This is a genomic window from Kitasatospora sp. NPDC056184 (assembly GCF_042268405.1).
Classification (GTDB): Bacteria; Actinomycetota; Actinomycetes; order Streptomycetales; family Streptomycetaceae; genus Kitasatospora.
In genome coordinates this window covers 89,117-104,699 of sequence record NZ_JBHJUI010000018.1, presented here as the reverse complement: position 1 = coordinate 104,699, position 15,583 = coordinate 89,117, and the positions used below count along the sequence as shown (strand labels likewise).

Sequence of the window (15,583 nt, the reverse complement as noted above, 5' to 3'; positions counted from 1 at the left end):
CGGGACGCGCGGTGGTGTTCGGAAGGGATGTCCCGGACGCTACCCGAGCACCCCGTCCGATTGGTCGACCGTTCGGTAAAACCTCGTGGGCTCCGGCTCCGACCCCGGCTCCGACCCCGGCTCCGCCCCGAGCCGGCGGCGCAGCAGCACGGCGGCCAGCGCCGCCAGCGCGAACGCCGCACCGGCCCACGGCAACTGGCGCGTCCCGGCGGTGGCGACGACGAGGCCGCCGACCGCGCTGCCGAGCGTGATGCCCAGGTTGGAGAAGGAGATGAAGAGGCTGTTGCCGAACTCCGGCGCGTCCCGGGCGTCCCGCGCCAGCCAGGTCTGGCTCACCACCAGCCCGCCCGAGTGCACCGCCCCCCAGAGCAGCACTCCGAGGACCATCGGCACGGGCCACGGGCCGACGATCCGGACCAGCGCGTAGACGAGCGCGTACAGCACCGGGAAGGCGGTCACCGTCCGGACCGGGTGGCGCTCCAGCAGCCGCCCGAAGAGCAGGTTGCCGAGCACCATCACGATGCCGAAGGCCATCAGCAGGGCGCCGACCGCGGACCCGTCGAGGTGCGTGACGCGCTCCAGGTACTCGGCGAAGTAGCCGTAGACCGAGAACATCGCGGCGAAGACCAGCACCACGGCCGCCAGGGCGAGCCAGAGCCGGGGGCGGCGCAGGATCCCCAGCTGGCTGCCGTAGGAGAGGCGCCGCTCGGTCGGCATCGCCGGGAAGAGGGCCAGGATCCCGAGCAGCGCGAGCAGGTTGGCGCCCGCCCCGAACCAGAACGCGGCGGCGAGGGAGAGGTGTTCGGCCAGGTAGGAGGTGATCGGCACGCCGAAGGCGAAGCCGAGCGTCACGCCCGCGAAGACGGTGGTGGCGGCCCGGGTCGCCTTCTCCGGGGGCACCAGCCGGGCGGCGGCGGTGAGCGCCACCGCGAAGAACACCGGGTGGAAGACGGCCGGCACGATCCGGAAGACGAGCATCACGGAGAACCGGTCGGTGAGCGCGTAGACCGCGTTGGAGGCGGCGAACACCGCGAGGGCGGTCGCCAGCACCGTCTTGCGCCGCACGCCGGAGGCCAGCAGCGTGGCGAACGGGCCGGCCACGGCCACCACCAGCGCGAAGACGCCGACCAGCCAGCCGGCCGTGGACGGCGGCACGCCGAGTTCCTCGGAGATCCGGGGCAGGACCCCGACGACGCCCATCTCCGTGGTGATGATGCCGAACACCCCCAGGGAGAGGGTCAGGACGACAGGACCGGTCTTTCCCATGGCAGACCAACCTACAAATCTAGATAGTTAGATGAATTTTCCCGAAAAAAGGCCCGCGCGAGCAGGCCGCGCCCACCGGGCGCACCCTCGCGCGGGTGTCAGAGCTCGTCGCGGACGTACGCCGCGAAGGCGGCGATCGTCTCCTCGTCACGGCGGTAGAAGGTCCACTTGCCGACCCGCTCCGAGACCAGCAGTCCGGCGTCCCGCAGGATCTGCAGGTAGCCGGAGACCACCGACTGGGCCAGCCCCGAGCGCTCCCGGATCTCCGTCACGCACACGCCGATGTGGAAGCCGACGCCGCGCTCGCGGTAGTACTCCTCGTCGAAGTAGCGCTCGGGCGTCTTCAGCCAGTGCAGGAACTCCGCCCGTGCGGGGTTCGCGAGCGCCTTGTGAACGGCCAGCGGATCCACCGTCCACCTCCTTCCGCGAACCCCTCATGACGTATCCAATATTCTCGATACGAAGAAGCGTGTCAACCCGGCGGGAGATCACCGGGACAGGCCCGCGTGGTGGGCGAGGATCGCGAGGCGGACCCGGTCGCGGGCGGCCAGCTTGTGGAGCAGGCGGCCGATGTGGGTCTTGGTGGTGCCCTCGGTGATGTGCAGGCGGGCGGCGATCTCGGGGTTGGTGAGGCCGTCGCCGACCAGCGCGAGCACTTCCCGCTCACGGCCGGTGAGGGCGGCGACGGCCGCGCGGGCGCGGGTCCGGGCCGGGTCCTCGGGGGCGGCGGGCGGGCCGTCGGCGAGCAGGGCGGCGATCAGCCGGCGGGTGACGCTGGGCGCGAGCGCGGCCTCGCCGGCGGCCACCGCCCGGGTGGCGGCGAGGAGTTCGGCCGGCTCCGCGTCCTTGAGCAGGAAGCCGCCGGCCCCCGCGTGCAGCGCGCCGCGCACGTACTCGTCGAGCTCGAAGGTGGTCAGGATCAGCACCCGGCTGCCGGACGGTCCGGCGGTGATCCGGCGGGTGGCCTCGATGCCGTCCAGCCCGGGCATCCGGACGTCCATCAGGACGACGTCCGGCCGTTCCCGGTGGGCGAGTTCGACGGCCTGGGCGCCGTCGGCCGCCTCGCCGGCCACCGCGAAGCCGGGGGCGAGGCGCAGGATGCCGGCGAAGCCGGCCCGCACCAGGGCCTGGTCGTCGGCCACCACGACGCGGATCGTCACGGCCGGACCACCTCCGCCGCACGCCCCGGGACGGCCGCCGCCTCCAGGGGCAGGCCCGCCGTGACCCGGAAGCCGCCCGCCGGGGTCGGCCCGGCGGCGCACCAGCCGCCGTACGGGGCCACCCGCTCGCGCATCCCGGCCAGGCCGGTGCCGCCGGGCGGGGTGTCGGCGCGGGCGCGGCCCCCGGCGGGACCGTCGTCGGTGACCTCCAGCCACAGCTCGCCGTCCCGGTACTCCACCTCCACCCGGGCCGCGGCCGCGCCGGAGTGGCGGACCACGTTGGCCAGCGCCTCCTGGACGATCCGGTAGCCGGACAGGCCGACGCCGGGCGGCAGTTCGCGCTCCCCGCCGCGGATCCGCACCCGCACGGCGACCCCGGCGGCGCCCGTCCGGTCCGCCAGCCGCGCCAGGTCCGCCGCCGTCAGACCGGGGGCCGGGGCGGTCGGCGGCGCCCCGTGCTCCGTGTCCTCGCGCAGCACGGCCAGCAGCGCCCGGATCTCGCGCAGCGCCTCCGCGCTCACCGTCCGGATCGCCGCGAGCGCGGCCGCGGCCGGCCCGTCCTCCTGCGCGGCACGCTCCAGCGCGTACTGCCCGAAGCCCGCCTGGACGCTCACCACCCCCAGGCTGTGCGCCACCACGTCGTGCAACTCCCGTGCCAGCCTTAGCCGTTCCTCCGAGGCCGCGGCGCGCTCCAGGGCCGCGGCCCGCGCGGCGAGCGCGGCGGTGTGCGCGCGGTGGCGGCGCACCGCGTCCCCCACCGCCCAGCCCACCGTCTGCCCGATCACGGCGAGCAAGACATTGCCCGCCACCTCGGCGGGCGCCGCGAGGGTGACCGCCCAGCCGGCGGCGGCCGCGCCGAGCGCCACCCGCGCGGCCCGCCGGTCGTGGGCCGCCGCCGTGTACGCCACCAGCACCCCGACCAGCACCGCCCAGAAGCCGACGACCACCCCGATCGCGGGCTGCCGGCAGCCCGCCACCGTCCCCGCCCAGGCGAGCAGGGCGAACGCGCACGCCCCGACCGGGTCCCGGTGCCGGGCGGCCAGGGCCATGCCGAGCACCACGGCGGCGAGCAGCGCGACGGCCACGGCGGCGGGCCCGTCCGGCGGCGGGTTGCCGCGCCCGTGCGGGTCGAAGTGCCGGGCCGCTTCGAGCACCCGGGCGGCGGTCAGCGCCGTACCGGCCAGCGCGGCCAGCGGGTCCGTCCACGCCCGGTGCGCGGGCGCCAGCCGCTTGGTCCACGGGACGGGCGCGACCCGCTCGTCGTTCAGCATCCGGCCAGGCTAGCCACGGCCGGGCGGGCCGGCATCCGACCACGGTCGTATGCCCACGGCCGGACGCGCCGGCCGCGGTCCGGCCGCCAAGGTGGGGAGCGCACCGACCGACCCGCTCCTCGGAGGAACTCCCGCATGCCGCACCACCGTTCCCGCCCGGCCGCCGCCGCGCTCGCCGTGCTGCTCGCCACCGGCGCGCTCACCGGCGGCACCGCCGCCACCGCCCACGCCCAGGCACCCGCCGCCACCGCCACCGCGCCGGTCCCGATCACCCTCCCGGCCCCGACCGGCCTGCTGCCCGTCGGCACCACCGCCCTCCACCTCGTCGACCCGCGGCGCCCCGACCGCTGGGCGCCCACCCCGCGTCCGCGCGAGCTGATGGCGCAGCTCTGGTACCCCGCCGCCGCCTGCGGCGCGCCCGCGCACCGGCTCGCGCCGTGGGCGGGGGCGGCCGAGCGGGCCCATCTGGAGGCCGACTACCTGGGCGTCGCCCCCGGCCGGCTCGTCTGGCCGGCCACCCACTCCCGCGAGGACGCGCCTGTCGACCGCACGGCCCGCCGGCCGGTGGTCCTCTACTCCCCCGGGTCGCGCGCCGACCGCTCCTTCGGCACCCTCGCCGCCGAGGACCTCGCCTCCCGCGGCTATGTGGTGGTCGTCCTCGACCACACCTTCGACGCCGGTGAGGTCGCCTTCCCCGACGGCCGCCTGGAGGTCCGCAACAAGCCCGCCGTGTTCGCCATGACCGACGAGGAGATCGTCGCCTACCGCACCGCCGACACCCGCTTCGTGCTCGACCGCCTCACCGACCTCGCCGCGGGCACCAACCCCGACGCCGAGCACCGCCCCCTCCCGCCGGGCCTCGGCGCGGCGCTCGACCTCACCGCCGTCGGCGTGGCCGGGCACTCGATGGGCGGCGCCACCGCCGTCCAGACCCTGCACGACGACCCGCGGGTGCTGGCCGGCGCCTCCCTCGACGGCCCGGTCTTCGGCACCGTCGCCACCGACGGCCTGGACCGCCCGCTGCTGCTGTTCGGCGCCTCGGACGTGCGCCCGGCCCGCGACGCCATGTGGGACGCGCTCTGGCCGCGCCTCACCTCCTGGCGCCGCCAGCTCCGGCTGGACGACTCCGGGCACGGCAGCTTCGCCGACCTGGAGGTCCTGCTCACCGCCGCCCGGCCCGTCCTCCCCTGGCCGGCCGACGAGGTCGACCACCTGCTCGGCACGATCGACCCCGCCCGGGCCGTCTCGGCCCAACGCGCCTATCTGGCCGCGTTCTTCGACCTCCACCTGCGCCACCGGCCGACGCCGCTGTTCACCACGCCGTCCCCCGGACACCCCGAGGTCCGCCTGGTCCGCTGACGGCGGCCGCCCGGGCGGCGGGGTCCGCGACGGGGACGGGGACGGGGTCAGGGTCGGGGCGGCAGGACTGGTCCCGGGCGGGCAGCACGCCGGTGCTCAGGAACCGGTCGGCGGCGGTGACGGCGCAGGACGGCGTCCACCGGTCGTAGGCGCCGTGGTTGCCGCCGTCGACGGTGACCATCCGGGCCCGCTTGCCGAGCGCCGCCCGCATGCCCAGCGCGCCGACCAGCGGCGTGGCCGGGTCCCGCTCGGTCTGCAGCAGCAGGATGTTCGCGGGCCCCCGGTCGGTGACCCGGACGGCGGGCTCCACGGGGGCGGGCCAGAAGGCGCAGGGCCACACATTGGCCCCCATGCCGTTCAGGATCGGGTGGCGCTGCCGGCTCTCGGTGACGTTCCGCTGGTACCGGCCGAGGTCGCGCGGCGCCGGGGTGTCCCCGCAGAGCACCGCCGTCAGGGCGACCACGTCGTTGTCGTCCGGGATGCCCGGGGTGCCCTTGGACAGCCACCAGTACGGGACCGGGCCTGCGCCGCCGGAGGCGAGGAAGCGCCACCAGTCGGCGATCTCCGGGAACAGCGCGGTGTGGTACGAGTCCAGCCGGTAGAGCGTCCGCCACAGGTTGCCGTTCACCGGACCGGCCACCGGGTGGGTCACCGGGGTCCGGTCCAACTGCGCCGCCAGGGCAAGGTAGTTGGCGCGCACGGCCGCCGGGGTCGCGCCGAGTCCCAGGTCGGCGTCCCGCTCGGCCGCCCAGGCGGCGAAGTCCGCGAAGCGCAGCTCCCCCGCCCGGTCCCAGGTGGCCAGCCGCTCCTGCCAGGTGACGTTGGGGTCCGTGTTGCTGTCCAGGACGAAGCGGTCCGTCCGCCCCGGGAACAGCTCGGCGTAGACCGCGCCCAGGTAGCCGCCGTACGAGGCGGCGCGGTAGGAGATCCTCGACTCACCGAGGGCGGCCCGGATCCGGTCCAGGTCGCGCGCCGTGTTGGCGGTGGTCAGGTGGCGGACCAACTCGCCGTTGCGGGCCAGGCAGTCGCGCGCCAGCTCGCGGGCGTAGCGCACGTTGGGGGCGATCGAGCCGTCCGGGGACGGGAAGGGGAAGGCCAGTTCGTACGGCACCTCGGTGGCCGTCCGCCCGCAGGTCAGCGGGGTGCTGCGGCCGACCCCGCGCGGGTCGAAGCTCACCAGGTCGTACTGGTCCAGCACGTCCTGCGGGTAACCCGCCTCCTGCGCGCTCGGCAGGTGCAGGCTGGCCACCCCGGGCCCGCCGCCGTTGTGCACCAGGATCCCGCGCCGCACGCCGGGCTTGGCGGTGGCGAGCTTCGACACCGCGATCTCGATGGAACGCCCGTGCGGGGCGCGGTAGTCCAGCGGCACGCGCAGCGTGGTGCAGCGCAGCCGCGGGTCCACCGGCGCCCCGGACGGGTCGGCCGGGCAGTCCGCCCAGACCAGGCGCTGGGCGGACGGCGCCGGTGCGGCCTGGGCGGTCCCGGAGCCCGCGAGCACCAGGGCGAGTGCGACACCGGCGGTTCTCAACGGGCCGGTCACGCGTGATCTCTTCAGCATAGGTCTGGACCATAGGGACGGCGCGCCCGGCTGTCATCCCCTCGCGGAGGTAGGGATCCGACTTCCCTGGCGCACCGTCAGCCGCTAATCCAGCCAAGCCCCGTCGCGCATGATGAGCCTGCCGTTCAGCTCCGGCTCGCCGCGCCAGGCGCGCACGACCGCCGGCACCACGCGGAGGTAGACGAAGGACCCCTCCTCCGTCCGGGGGTCCCACCCGAACTTGGCGGTGAACGCCTCCGCCGCCTCGGCGGGCACGTCCTGCTCCGCGAAGCCCTCCGCCTCACCCTGGATCAGCACCACGTCGAGGGTGTGGGGCAGCGCCAGGCGCACGCGCGGCTCGGCGCGCACGTTCCGCGCGGTGGCGGAGCCGGCACTGGTGCACATCCACACCGCGCGCCCGTCCCACAGGAACCACAGTGGCACCTGGTGCGGCCCGTGGTCGGGGTGCGAGGTCGAGACCCAGATGTCCCGCTCGGCCACGAGCCGCTCCAGAGTTTCCCGCTTGCGCTCCGTCACCTGGCGGCCGGTGATTCCTGTGCTGTGCATGGGAACCGACCCTAGTCGGCGGTCTCACGGTGCGCATGGGGCGCGGGACCTACGCCCGACGACCGAGAGCGAACTCCTACTGGGACCGGTAGACGCAGTAGATCTTGTCGCCGTGCAGCGCGAGCGCGGGCCGGTCCCCGGCGTCGGTCACGCCGGCGATCGTGGTGGGCCCTTTCCACGCGGCGCCGTCGAATTCCAACTGCTGGAGTTTTCCGGGACTGTAGTCGTCGTAGTAGACGCAGACGAGCCGGTCTCCGACGTAGGTCCTGGCCAGGGCCGGAACCGCGACTTCGGGACCGTTGGGGATCTGCTGGGGTGGACTCCACGCGCCGTTCTCGAAGCTGCCCCAGGAGAGACTGCTTTCCGTCGTGTCGAACACGCAGTACGGCTTGTTCCGGAACCGGGCGAGCGCGGGCGGATTGCCGAGATCGTACCCCTGGCCGAGCCACTGGCCCGGGGACCAGGACGCGCTGTCGAAGCCGGTCCACTGGATGTCATAGGGGCTGCTGTACACGCAGTACAGGTGATCGCCGACGGCGGTGGCCGCCGGCCCGAATCCGATACTCGTGGCCACCGGCTCGTCCGGGCCCCAGTTCTGCCCGTCGGGCGTCCTGGCCACCTGGAGGGCGAACTCCCCCTCACCGTCATGGAAGAAGTAGAGGTTCTGCCGGTACTCCGCCGCCCCGCAGTGCGCCCCGACCAGGTGCCGAGGGTCGGCGTACGGCTCGCTCCATTCGTGGTCGACCGCGCTGTATCTGACCCAGGAGAGTTCCGAACCCTCACCGGCGTAGACGCACACCAGCCGTCCGATGGCGTTGAAGTCGGCCAGGGCGTAGCAGCCGGGGTTCGTCACTCCCGGAATGGGTCGGGGATCACTCCACGCGCTGCCGTCGTAGACCATCCAGTGGAGGGCCGTGCTGCCCGTGGGATCCGGCGTGCTCACGTGATGATGTCCTGGGTGCACTCGACCTTCCACGTGTTGTCGGGCAGGAGCGTGACGGTGGCGTCGTAGCAACCGAGTGCCTCGAAGTTGACCACGCCCGCCTCGGTGGTGACGTCCGCCACGCTCGCCATCGCCCCTTGCTTGTAGTTGCCCGCCTTCACGAAGTAGGTGGGGGTCAGCGTGAACGTCTGGGAGAGGTGCGGCCCGGCCTGCGCGGCGATCACCGGGGTGGGCTCGGCGCCGTTGAGCGACAGGCCGATACCCACGGAGACCGCCGGGTCGTACAGCACGTTCCCGGTGTCCTCCACCCAGATCGTCTTCTTGTCGTGCTGGCCGTGCCGGGACGTGAACTCGTAGTCCGGGGCGTTGCTGCCGGGAGGGGGCGGGGCCGTGTCGAACCACCAGCTGCACTGCTTGTCGTCATCGGGATCGACGGCCTGACTCCCTTCCCCCGTGAACGCCACGCCGCTCTCGAATCCCGTCTGGGCGAAGGTCAGTGCCCAGGTGAGGTCCCAGTTCCAGGAGTACTCGTGCGTGGGTTCGATCTGCTGCGTGATCCACGCGATGGCGAAGGGGTCCTGGGGACCGGAGTCCAGGACCGGCAGTGTGAAGATGCCGAAGATCTGACCCGTCGCGTGCGGGTTGCCGTTCTTGACCCGGAGGGTGTACTGCTGCGTCATTGCCGCAACACCTTTCGTGTGCGTAGGGCTTCGGGCCCATCCCACACTCGAACACCCCTGGAAGGACGCAACTCGCCTGTACTGTCACCCGGTTGGGAGCCGAGGCTTACCCCGTTCAGCGCACGTCTGGCGCGAGACCCGCGTCCGGCAAGCGAAAGTGGGAAGTCGGCGCCTCCGACTTCCCACTCCGGCGGGGTCAACGGGGCGTGGCGGTCGCGGTGGAGACGGGGAGGGGGACGGGGTGCGGGTGGTGGCCGTGGTGGCGGGTGGTGAGGGGGTAGGCCCACGCCAGCAGGGCGAGCAGCAGCACGAACGGGAGCACGGTGCCGAACACGGCGCTTCCGGCGACGGCGGGCGGCGGCGGCCCGCTATGGCGGGGTTCAGCGCGCATCGGCGAGGTCGAGTTCGGCCCAGACGGTCTTGGCGCTGGGGTGGCGGGGCACCGCACCCCAGCGGTCGGCGAGGGCGTCGATGAGGACGAGCCCCCGGCCGGACTGGGCGTCCGAGCTGCGGGCCGGCGGGAGGGCGGGGAGGACGGGGAAGCGGTCGCCCCGGCAGTCGGAGATCTCGATCCGCAGGGTGGCGCCCCGGCGCACAAGGGTGGTGAGGCGGAGGTGCAGCTCGAATCCGCGCCCCGCAACGCGACCGTGCCAGATCGCGTTCGACGCCAGCTCCGCCACGATGATCAGCGCGGAGTGGAACGGTTCCCCGAACGTGGAATCGACTCCCCAGAGGGCGAGTTGGCTTCTGGCGGTGGCGCGACAGAGGCTGGCCCCCTTGGGCGTGGCGGCGAGCGTGACGGTGTGCCGGCGGGGGTTGTCGAGCGGGATTTCGGTCGTCATGGGGAAAATCTTGGTGGCCCGGACGTACGCTGACCACGAGTCGGGCAGGCACGGAGCGTGCTTGTGCGGACGCGGAGGGTCGTCCGGTCGGGGCGGCTCGGATCATTCGGTCGCAAGCACGTATGAGCAGGGGTGATTCCCATGGCGGGTGGCGTCGAGCGCACGGTCTTCGACGACGGGGAGACGGCGGAGAACTCGGACGGGGTGGCCGAGTTCTACAGCGCCGTGGGGAAGTTGATGAAGATGTTCCGCGAGCGGGCGGGGCTCACGCAGCGCGAACTGGCCGACATCATCGGCTACAGCGAGGACATGCTCGGCGCGGTCGAGCGGGGGAAGCGGACGCCGAGGATCGAGATCCTCGCGAAGGTCGACGACGCCGTGGGTGCAGGCGGGGCGTTGAAGGTCGTCGCGGACGACGTGATGAAGGCGAAGATCAGGATCAGCGAGCGCCACCCGGCTTTCTCCAAGGCCTTCACGGCCGAGGAGTCGAAGGCGATCGAGATCCACGACTACAGCACGATGGTCATCCCGGGACTCCTGCAGACCGAGGCCTACATCCGAGCACTGTACGAAATGCGTCGGCCTCTGCTCTCCCCCGAGCAGATCGACGAGTGGGTGGCGGCCCGCATGGCTCGAAAGGAGATCCTCGCCCGGTGGCCCCTGCCCGTGGTGACTTGGGTGGTCGATGAGAGTGTCCTCCGGCGCCCGTTGGGCGGGTGGGACATGCACAAGGAGCAGCTCCAGCACCTCCTCAAGGTGGGCGACATGCGAGGTCCCGAGCTCCAGGTCATGCCGCTCGACCGCATGAGCCACGCCGGCATGGGCGGCTCGTTCGCACTGCTCACCCCACCCGGTCGACCGCAAATCGGCTACGTGGCGGCGCAGCACGTGAACCGGCTGATCACGGATCCCGTGGAAGTCCGTAATATGGCCGCACGGTACAGCAGCATCCGGGCTCAGGCCCTGGGCCTGAGGGAGTCCATGGCCCTGATCGAGCAGATTCTGGGAGAGCGGTAGGCATGACCGACCTGGCCTGGTTCAAGAGCAGCCACAGCACCAACGAGGACGCCAACTGCGTGGAGGTCGCCGAGACGCCCGGCACCGTCCACGTCCGTGACTCCAAGGACAAGAGCGGCCCCCAGCTGGCCTTCGAGCCGGCCGCCTGGCACGCGTTCGTGAAGTTCGCCGCGAACGCCAACGTCTGAAACAGCACCACCCCGAGGGCCCGCCGCTTCCCAGGACGCTGTTGGTTAATTCGGGTCCTGCTTCGCCCCGCCGACCAGTTGGTCGGCGGGGCGAAGTGCTGCGAAGTGGCTGGTTCGGGTCCGGGCCCGGGGGGTTTGGGTGAGGTGGGCGTCGATGCGGGCGAGGTTGATCGCGGCGCCTGTGAGCTGGTGCTGGAGGCTGGTCTTGGCGAGGCCGCGGTAGCGGGATCTGCGCAGGCCGCAGCGCCCGACACCTTGGGAGATGGTGCCTTCGACGCCTGCGCGGATCTTGTAGCGGTCCTTCCACTCGTCGGTCTGCTGGAGGGCCCGGGCCTGATGCAGTGCCTCGTACTCGTCACGGGTCCGCAGCGTGATCTCCCGGCGCTGAGCGTTCGGGGAGCTGACACATGCGCGCAGGTGCGGGCAGGGGCCGCAGTCGGCGGGTGAGAAGCGAACCCGGATGACCGGGAGCCGCCGCTGGGAGCGGCGGGTGGCCCACTGGGTACTGACGGCGCCGTTCGGGCAGGTCATCTGCCGGCGGTTCCAGTCGATGGTGAAGGCGTCCTGACCGTAGGCGGCCTTGCCTTGGGACTGGGCCGAGGTGACGGACTTCAGCGGGCCGTGCAGTGCGACGCCGTGATCACGCCGTGCGGCTGCCACGGCGGGGGCATTCGCGTAGCCGGTGTCCACCCAGTGCTCGTCGGGCAGCATGTCCCGTTCGGCCAGGCCCGCGTGGACGACGGCGGCCATCCGGTCATCGGGGACCGGCGCGACGGTGGTGACCACGTTCGTCACCAGGTGCACGGCATCGCTCTCGCAGGTCTCGGTGAGGTGGACCTTGAAACCGTCCCACTGCATCTCGCGCCTGACGCTGCCCCGGGCTTCGACGTCATAGGGGGTGACCAGGAGCATCGCGCCCGGCGGCCGGTCTTTTGGGTCCCGGTTCCTCACCTCGCCATCGACCAGGTGGAACTGCTGGACCCAGACCCGCCGTAGGACCTCCATCTCGCCCAGCCCACGCAGGCCGTCCGGAGCGCCGGGGCCGAAGACAGCCTGCAGCAGCCGCGTGCCGTCGCGGCCGATCCGCAGAGCCACGTCCTCCCGCTTGGCACGACTACGAGGGAAACGGGACTCCTCGGCCCGGGTGGCGTAGTGCGTGAACCAGTCCGGTTCGGCGACGTCGGCCAACCATTGGGGGGCGGAGCGGGCGACGGCGTTCAGGGCCGCGCGCAGTGTCTCGGCCACCATCTCCAGTCGGCTCAGTGCGCGAGCGGCCGCCAGCACGTGGGTCGAGTCGGTCCTGGCCCGGCCCGTGGTCGTGAGCAGACCCCTGTCCCGGGCGGCGGCCAGGACGGAGTCCAGCACCCGGCGGCCGGCATCCGCTTCGACCAGGCGATCGCGGAACTCCGACAGCACCGAGTGGTCGAAGCCGGGATCATCCAGCGCCAGGGCGAGCGCGTACTTGAAATCGATCCTGGCCCGCACCGCCTCGGCCGCCTGCCGGTCGGTCAGCCCCTCCACGAACTGCAGCACCACAACGAGGGCAAGCCGGCCCGGTGACCAGGCCGGCTTGCCCCGCCCTGGGAACAGATCCGCGAACTGCTCGTCCCGGAACAAGACCCCCAGCTCGTCCCGGACCCGGATCGCCAGACTTCCCTTCGGAAACGCCGCCCGCGCCACCCGCACCGTCTCCGCCGGGATCTCCCCGGACTCCACTGGCCGCATCGACATCGACACCCTCCCCACACGACAACGCCGGCCTCCAAGACCACAACCAGGTCATGGAGGCCGACGTCACGCAAAGGCCCGAATTAACCAACAGCGTCCTTCCCAGCGACGGGCCCTCGGCGCATCCTGATCCCATGACCGAGCTGACCTGGTTCAAGAGCAGCCACAGCAGCAACGAAGGCGCCGCATGCGTCGAGATCGCCAAGACCCTCGGCACGATCCACGTCCGCGACTCCAAAGACAAGACCGGCCCCCACCTCACCTTCGACCCTCCCGCCTGGCAGGCCTTCGTCGACTTCGCCAAATCCACCGGATGAATGCTCGGATCACGGACGCGAGGCCGCCAAGCCGACCCCGGCCCCCCAAGGCCGTCGCCCGCGCGCTGATACCGGCCCTACTCATCCTCGCCGGACTGGCCGCCACCGTGCTCGGCTTCACCTGGTTCGCCGGTGCCGACCTGCGCGTGTACGGCTACCGCTCCGCCCCGCCGTGCAGCGTGAAGGCCGACCAGCCCGCCACAGGCTGCGTGCGGATCGAGACGGGCACCGTGACGGCCAAGGCCGTCCACGCCGGCGCCGGTCCCGCCGCCGGCGACCCGGCCGCCAGCCTCACGGTGACCGTGGCACGCGAGACGGCTCCCACCCAGAGCTACAAGGTCGGCGCGGCCTTCCACCAGGACGTGGAGATCGGCACGACAGTGGACCTGACGATCTTCCGGGGGCGGGTGGCCGCGCTCGCCTACCAGGGACACCGCGCCGACAACCCGAACGCGTCCTTCCCCGTCCTCCTCGGGGTGGCCCTCCTGGTCGGCCTGGGATCGGCGACCGCCTCCCACGGCCTGAGCTGGCCCCGGCTGGGCCCGGCAGCGGCCCGCTTCGCCGCCGTCGGCGCCCTCGCCGTCGTCTTCGCCTTCTTCGGCTGCTTCGCGCTCGTCTGGCTGCCGCTGACGCCCACCCTCCTCCTCTCCCTCCCCACCCTCCTCTGGCTGGCCGCGACCGCCGCCTTCACCGCGGCCACCTGGAACGACCGCCGGTCCAGGTAGCGCCCCCGGCACCCTCGCGGCCCACACCCAGCTCACGCGCCCTCTGCCGAGCTACCAGCTTCCCGCCTCCTCGACGACCGGCTCCACCCACGCCGTGTACGTAAGGACGGGACAATAGGAAGGGTGACCGGTGGAGCCGTCCGCCAAGTCCTGGCGGACGTGCAATCCGTAGTGAACCTCGAACTTCAGGTCGCCTAGCAGTACCTCGGCGAGTTGCGGGCCGACCTGACCAAGGCCCACACCACGGTCACCGGAGCGGAGGCGGACGAACTTGCCTCGCTCCTCGTGGAGATCGACACCGAACTCGCCGAGACCGGCGCCCGCGGCTCCCCCGCCCCGGCCGCGCGCCGGGGACCGGCTCCACCTGGTGGTGCTTCGAAAGCTCCGGTCCACCGGGCAGCTCGACTGGTCCAGGGCGGTGAGCGACTCCACCCACGTCCGGGCCACCCGACGAGGCCCAAAAGCGGACCCAGCCCGGTCGGCCGCGCGACCGGGCAGCAAGCACCACGTCCTCGTCGATGGGCAGGGAATCCCGCTCGCGGTGTCGCTGACCGGCGGCAACCGCAACGACGTCACCCAGCTGTTGCCCCTGCTCGCGAAGGTCCCCGCCGCGGCCAGCCTCGTCGGCCGGGCACGGCGCAAACTGGACGTCCTGCTCGCCGACCGGGGCTACGACCACGACAAGTACCGGCGGCTGGCGTGGAAACAGGGCATCAAACCGGTGATCGCCCACCGCGGAGTACCCCACGGATCAGAGGTCTCGGCGCCCACCGCTGGGTCGTCGAACGCGCCATCGCCTGGCTCCACGGCTTCCGTCGCCTTCGCATCCGCTGGGAGCGACGCGACGACATCCACGAGGCCTTCCTCGGCCTCGCCACAAGTCTGATCACCCACCGAAACGCCCGACGCCTTTGTTAGGACCTTTTACTGGTGTCGAACTTCGCCGCTGACGGAGGTGGCCGTTGGGTCCAAATGCAGAATCCCCCGGGTCACTACATCGCCACTCACGGTGGCAAGCCGAACCGGGCCTGAGGCTCCAGAAGCGGCGGCCAGCCGAATGCCACCGTTTGTCGAGCGCACGCCCAGGTTCCGCCCCGTGTAGAAATCGATTCTAATGTCACCGTCAATAGTGCTGATATCACCCTCCTCTTGGAGGCTACTAACCCCAACAGAACCACTGGTGGTGTGGATGAAGGCAATTGAAACGGCGTCGGCCTCAACGCTTCCGCCGACGGACTCGACTTCGAGAACCTTGAGGGCCCCACGCGTGGTGAGATGTGCCTCAGTAGTGATGAGGGTGAAGCTGGAGCTCTGAGGCAGGAAAACATCAACCGTGATAGGCGAAGGGGAAGAAGTGAAGGAACTAGCCAATTTCTCATCATTCAGAGCGATCTGACCGCCAGAGAGAGTAACGCCGTCCACGCTCCCCCTTTGAATAATCGTCCCAAAATGGGTACCGCCGCTGATAGTGTTGTTGTAAACATTCCCCCCAGTGGACCCAGAGGCGGCGTTCCGAACAGCCCCCATGGGGTGCGGAACGCGAATCCTGAGTGTCTTCTCATTATTTCCCGCCACTTCGTGGAAAGTGGAGCCACTCACAGCGTCGACACTAGGGCCGGTGACGTCCGCGGTGCGAACGGTCACACTCGTCTTCTCGGCGCCGGGATTGGCAATCACCCTTACCCTGCCTGTGGCAGAGGTGAGGTGAACGCGAACCGGACTCTCGCCCTCTACACTGAACGTCTGCTTGGTGGCCATGTGTGCGCCTCTCGATCTCTACCCTGTGAGGTTCTGTGACAGGCTCTTGTCGCCCAACGGCGGAGATTTGGGACTGATGCGGTGGAGCAGCCTAAGGTCCGACTATCAGGCAGCTCCATTATGCCAATTCACAGTGCGTTCTGTAGGGCGATCGACTCCTTTCACTCTTCATGGGGGACGGGGTGGGTGGCAGCAGTTCTGTCATGGCGCGGACCCCTGAGACGG

General features: G+C 71.7%; 18 protein-coding genes and 1 pseudogene. 7 read left to right on the top strand and 12 right to left on the bottom strand.

The features are described 5' to 3' along the window. Positions 1 to 39: 39 nt before the first annotated feature. The 4 genes from ACFC0B_RS29595 to ACFC0B_RS29580 form a co-directional block, all read right to left on the bottom strand. Entirely contained in the window at positions 40 to 1,266 is a 1,227-nt protein-coding gene (locus ACFC0B_RS29595) for an MFS transporter (RefSeq protein WP_376092421.1), read from the bottom strand. Positions 1,267 to 1,364: 98 nt separating this feature from the next. Then, positions 1,365 to 1,676: an ArsR/SmtB family transcription factor gene (locus ACFC0B_RS29590; protein ID WP_376092418.1), complete on the bottom strand. Its 312-nt coding sequence runs from the start codon at positions 1,674 to 1,676 to the stop codon at positions 1,365 to 1,367. A 78-nt stretch (positions 1,677 to 1,754) separates the two neighbouring features. After that, complete coding sequence (locus ACFC0B_RS29585) at positions 1,755 to 2,426, bottom strand: response regulator (protein ID WP_376092415.1); 672 nt, start codon at positions 2,424 to 2,426, stop codon at positions 1,755 to 1,757. Then, entirely contained in the window at positions 2,423 to 3,697 is a 1,275-nt protein-coding gene (locus tag ACFC0B_RS29580; RefSeq protein WP_376092412.1) for a sensor histidine kinase, read from the bottom strand. Before ACFC0B_RS29580 ends, ACFC0B_RS29585 begins: the two co-directional genes overlap by 4 nt. Positions 3,698 to 3,832: 135 nt before the next feature. On the opposite strand from ACFC0B_RS29580, the gene ACFC0B_RS29575 reads away from it, so the two are divergent. Then, positions 3,833 to 5,056: an alpha/beta hydrolase family protein gene (locus ACFC0B_RS29575; RefSeq protein WP_376092409.1), complete on the top strand. Its 1,224-nt coding sequence runs from the start codon at positions 3,833 to 3,835 to the stop codon at positions 5,054 to 5,056. On the opposite strand, the gene ACFC0B_RS29570 is transcribed toward ACFC0B_RS29575, so the two are convergent. The 6 genes from ACFC0B_RS29570 to ACFC0B_RS29545 form a co-directional block, all read right to left on the bottom strand. Continuing rightward, positions 5,010 to 6,596, bottom strand: coding sequence for an alpha/beta hydrolase (locus ACFC0B_RS29570; protein ID WP_376092406.1), 1,587 nt, complete (start codon positions 6,594 to 6,596; stop codon positions 5,010 to 5,012). The genes ACFC0B_RS29575 and ACFC0B_RS29570 overlap by 47 nt on opposite strands. A gap of 102 nt (positions 6,597 to 6,698) precedes the next feature. Continuing rightward, positions 6,699 to 7,160, bottom strand: a complete 462-nt coding sequence (locus ACFC0B_RS29565) for a pyridoxamine 5'-phosphate oxidase family protein (protein WP_376092403.1) — start codon at positions 7,158 to 7,160, stop codon at positions 6,699 to 6,701. A gap of 76 nt (positions 7,161 to 7,236) precedes the next feature. Next, positions 7,237 to 8,013 carry a hypothetical protein gene (locus tag ACFC0B_RS29560; RefSeq protein WP_376092400.1) on the bottom strand — a complete coding sequence of 259 codons (777 nt, stop codon included), beginning with the start codon at positions 8,011 to 8,013 and terminating at the stop codon, positions 7,237 to 7,239. Between the two features lie 86 nt (positions 8,014 to 8,099). Then, entirely contained in the window at positions 8,100 to 8,783 is a 684-nt protein-coding gene (locus ACFC0B_RS29555) for a hypothetical protein (RefSeq protein WP_376092397.1), read from the bottom strand. Positions 8,784 to 8,979: 196 nt separating this feature from the next. Then, entirely contained in the window at positions 8,980 to 9,174 is a 195-nt protein-coding gene (locus ACFC0B_RS29550) for a hypothetical protein (RefSeq protein WP_376092394.1), read from the bottom strand. Next, positions 9,164 to 9,625 carry an ATP-binding protein gene (locus ACFC0B_RS29545; protein ID WP_376092391.1) on the bottom strand — a complete coding sequence of 154 codons (462 nt, stop codon included), beginning with the start codon at positions 9,623 to 9,625 and terminating at the stop codon, positions 9,164 to 9,166. Before ACFC0B_RS29545 ends, ACFC0B_RS29550 begins: the two co-directional genes overlap by 11 nt. A 141-nt stretch (positions 9,626 to 9,766) precedes the next feature. Between ACFC0B_RS29545 and ACFC0B_RS29540 the strand changes: the two genes are divergently transcribed. Together ACFC0B_RS29540 and ACFC0B_RS29535 are read left to right on the top strand one after the other, a co-directional pair. Beyond that, a complete protein-coding gene (locus tag ACFC0B_RS29540; protein WP_376092388.1) occupies positions 9,767 to 10,642 on the top strand; it encodes a helix-turn-helix domain-containing protein in 876 nt (291 codons plus the stop codon). A gap of 2 nt (positions 10,643 to 10,644) precedes the next feature. Next, positions 10,645 to 10,830 carry a DUF397 domain-containing protein gene (locus ACFC0B_RS29535; RefSeq protein WP_376092385.1) on the top strand — a complete coding sequence of 62 codons (186 nt, stop codon included), beginning with the start codon at positions 10,645 to 10,647 and terminating at the stop codon, positions 10,828 to 10,830. A 45-nt stretch (positions 10,831 to 10,875) separates the two neighbouring features. Here the strand turns inward: ACFC0B_RS29535 and ACFC0B_RS29530 are convergent, their stop codons facing one another. Next, positions 10,876 to 12,561 carry an IS1182 family transposase gene (locus tag ACFC0B_RS29530; RefSeq protein WP_376092383.1) on the bottom strand — a complete coding sequence of 562 codons (1,686 nt, stop codon included), beginning with the start codon at positions 12,559 to 12,561 and terminating at the stop codon, positions 10,876 to 10,878. 131 nt (positions 12,562 to 12,692) lie between these two features. Between ACFC0B_RS29530 and ACFC0B_RS29525 the strand changes: the two genes are divergently transcribed. The 4 genes and pseudogenes from ACFC0B_RS29525 (at position 12,693) to ACFC0B_RS29510 (ending at position 14,518) form a co-directional block, all read left to right on the top strand. Then, positions 12,693 to 12,875, top strand: coding sequence for a DUF397 domain-containing protein (locus tag ACFC0B_RS29525; RefSeq protein ID WP_376092380.1), 183 nt, complete (start codon positions 12,693 to 12,695; stop codon positions 12,873 to 12,875). After that, the gene (locus ACFC0B_RS29520) at positions 12,872 to 13,600 is read left to right on the top strand and encodes a hypothetical protein (protein WP_376092377.1); all 729 of its coding nucleotides are present in this window, start codon (positions 12,872 to 12,874) and stop codon (positions 13,598 to 13,600) included. Before ACFC0B_RS29525 ends, ACFC0B_RS29520 begins: the two co-directional genes overlap by 4 nt. Before the next feature lie 367 nt (positions 13,601 to 13,967). Then, positions 13,968 to 14,276: pseudogene (locus ACFC0B_RS29515) on the top strand (transposase); the annotation flags it as partial. 23 nt (positions 14,277 to 14,299) lie between these two features. Further along, positions 14,300 to 14,518, top strand: coding sequence for a transposase (locus ACFC0B_RS29510; protein WP_376092374.1), 219 nt, complete (start codon positions 14,300 to 14,302; stop codon positions 14,516 to 14,518). Between the two features lie 6 nt (positions 14,519 to 14,524). On the opposite strand, the gene ACFC0B_RS29505 is transcribed toward ACFC0B_RS29510, so the two are convergent. After that, positions 14,525 to 15,358 carry a DUF4097 family beta strand repeat-containing protein gene (locus ACFC0B_RS29505; RefSeq protein WP_376092371.1) on the bottom strand — a complete coding sequence of 278 codons (834 nt, stop codon included), beginning with the start codon at positions 15,356 to 15,358 and terminating at the stop codon, positions 14,525 to 14,527. Between the last annotated feature and the right edge of the window lie 225 nt (positions 15,359 to 15,583).

Coding starts and splice junctions, on each gene's coding strand:
- ACFC0B_RS29595 (WP_376092421.1), bottom strand. CDS start 1,266: ATGGGAAAGACCGGTCCTGTCGTCCTGACCCTCTCCCTGGGGGTGTTC.
- ACFC0B_RS29580 (WP_376092412.1), bottom strand. CDS start 3,697: ATGCTGAACGACGAGCGGGTCGCGCCCGTCCCGTGGACCAAGCGGCTG.
- ACFC0B_RS29575 (WP_376092409.1), top strand. CDS start 3,833: ATGCCGCACCACCGTTCCCGCCCGGCCGCCGCCGCGCTCGCCGTGCTG.
- ACFC0B_RS29565 (WP_376092403.1), bottom strand. CDS start 7,160: ATGCACAGCACAGGAATCACCGGCCGCCAGGTGACGGAGCGCAAGCGG.
- ACFC0B_RS29555 (WP_376092397.1), bottom strand. CDS start 8,783: ATGACGCAGCAGTACACCCTCCGGGTCAAGAACGGCAACCCGCACGCG.
- ACFC0B_RS29550 (WP_376092394.1), bottom strand. CDS start 9,174: ATGCGCGCTGAACCCCGCCATAGCGGGCCGCCGCCGCCCGCCGTCGCC.
- ACFC0B_RS29545 (WP_376092391.1), bottom strand. CDS start 9,625: ATGACGACCGAAATCCCGCTCGACAACCCCCGCCGGCACACCGTCACG.
- ACFC0B_RS29540 (WP_376092388.1), top strand. CDS start 9,767: ATGGCGGGTGGCGTCGAGCGCACGGTCTTCGACGACGGGGAGACGGCG.
- ACFC0B_RS29535 (WP_376092385.1), top strand. CDS start 10,645: ATGACCGACCTGGCCTGGTTCAAGAGCAGCCACAGCACCAACGAGGAC.
- ACFC0B_RS29530 (WP_376092383.1), bottom strand. CDS start 12,561: ATGTCGATGCGGCCAGTGGAGTCCGGGGAGATCCCGGCGGAGACGGTG.
- ACFC0B_RS29525 (WP_376092380.1), top strand. CDS start 12,693: ATGACCGAGCTGACCTGGTTCAAGAGCAGCCACAGCAGCAACGAAGGC.
- ACFC0B_RS29520 (WP_376092377.1), top strand. CDS start 12,872: ATGAATGCTCGGATCACGGACGCGAGGCCGCCAAGCCGACCCCGGCCC.
- ACFC0B_RS29505 (WP_376092371.1), bottom strand. CDS start 15,358: ATGGCCACCAAGCAGACGTTCAGTGTAGAGGGCGAGAGTCCGGTTCGC.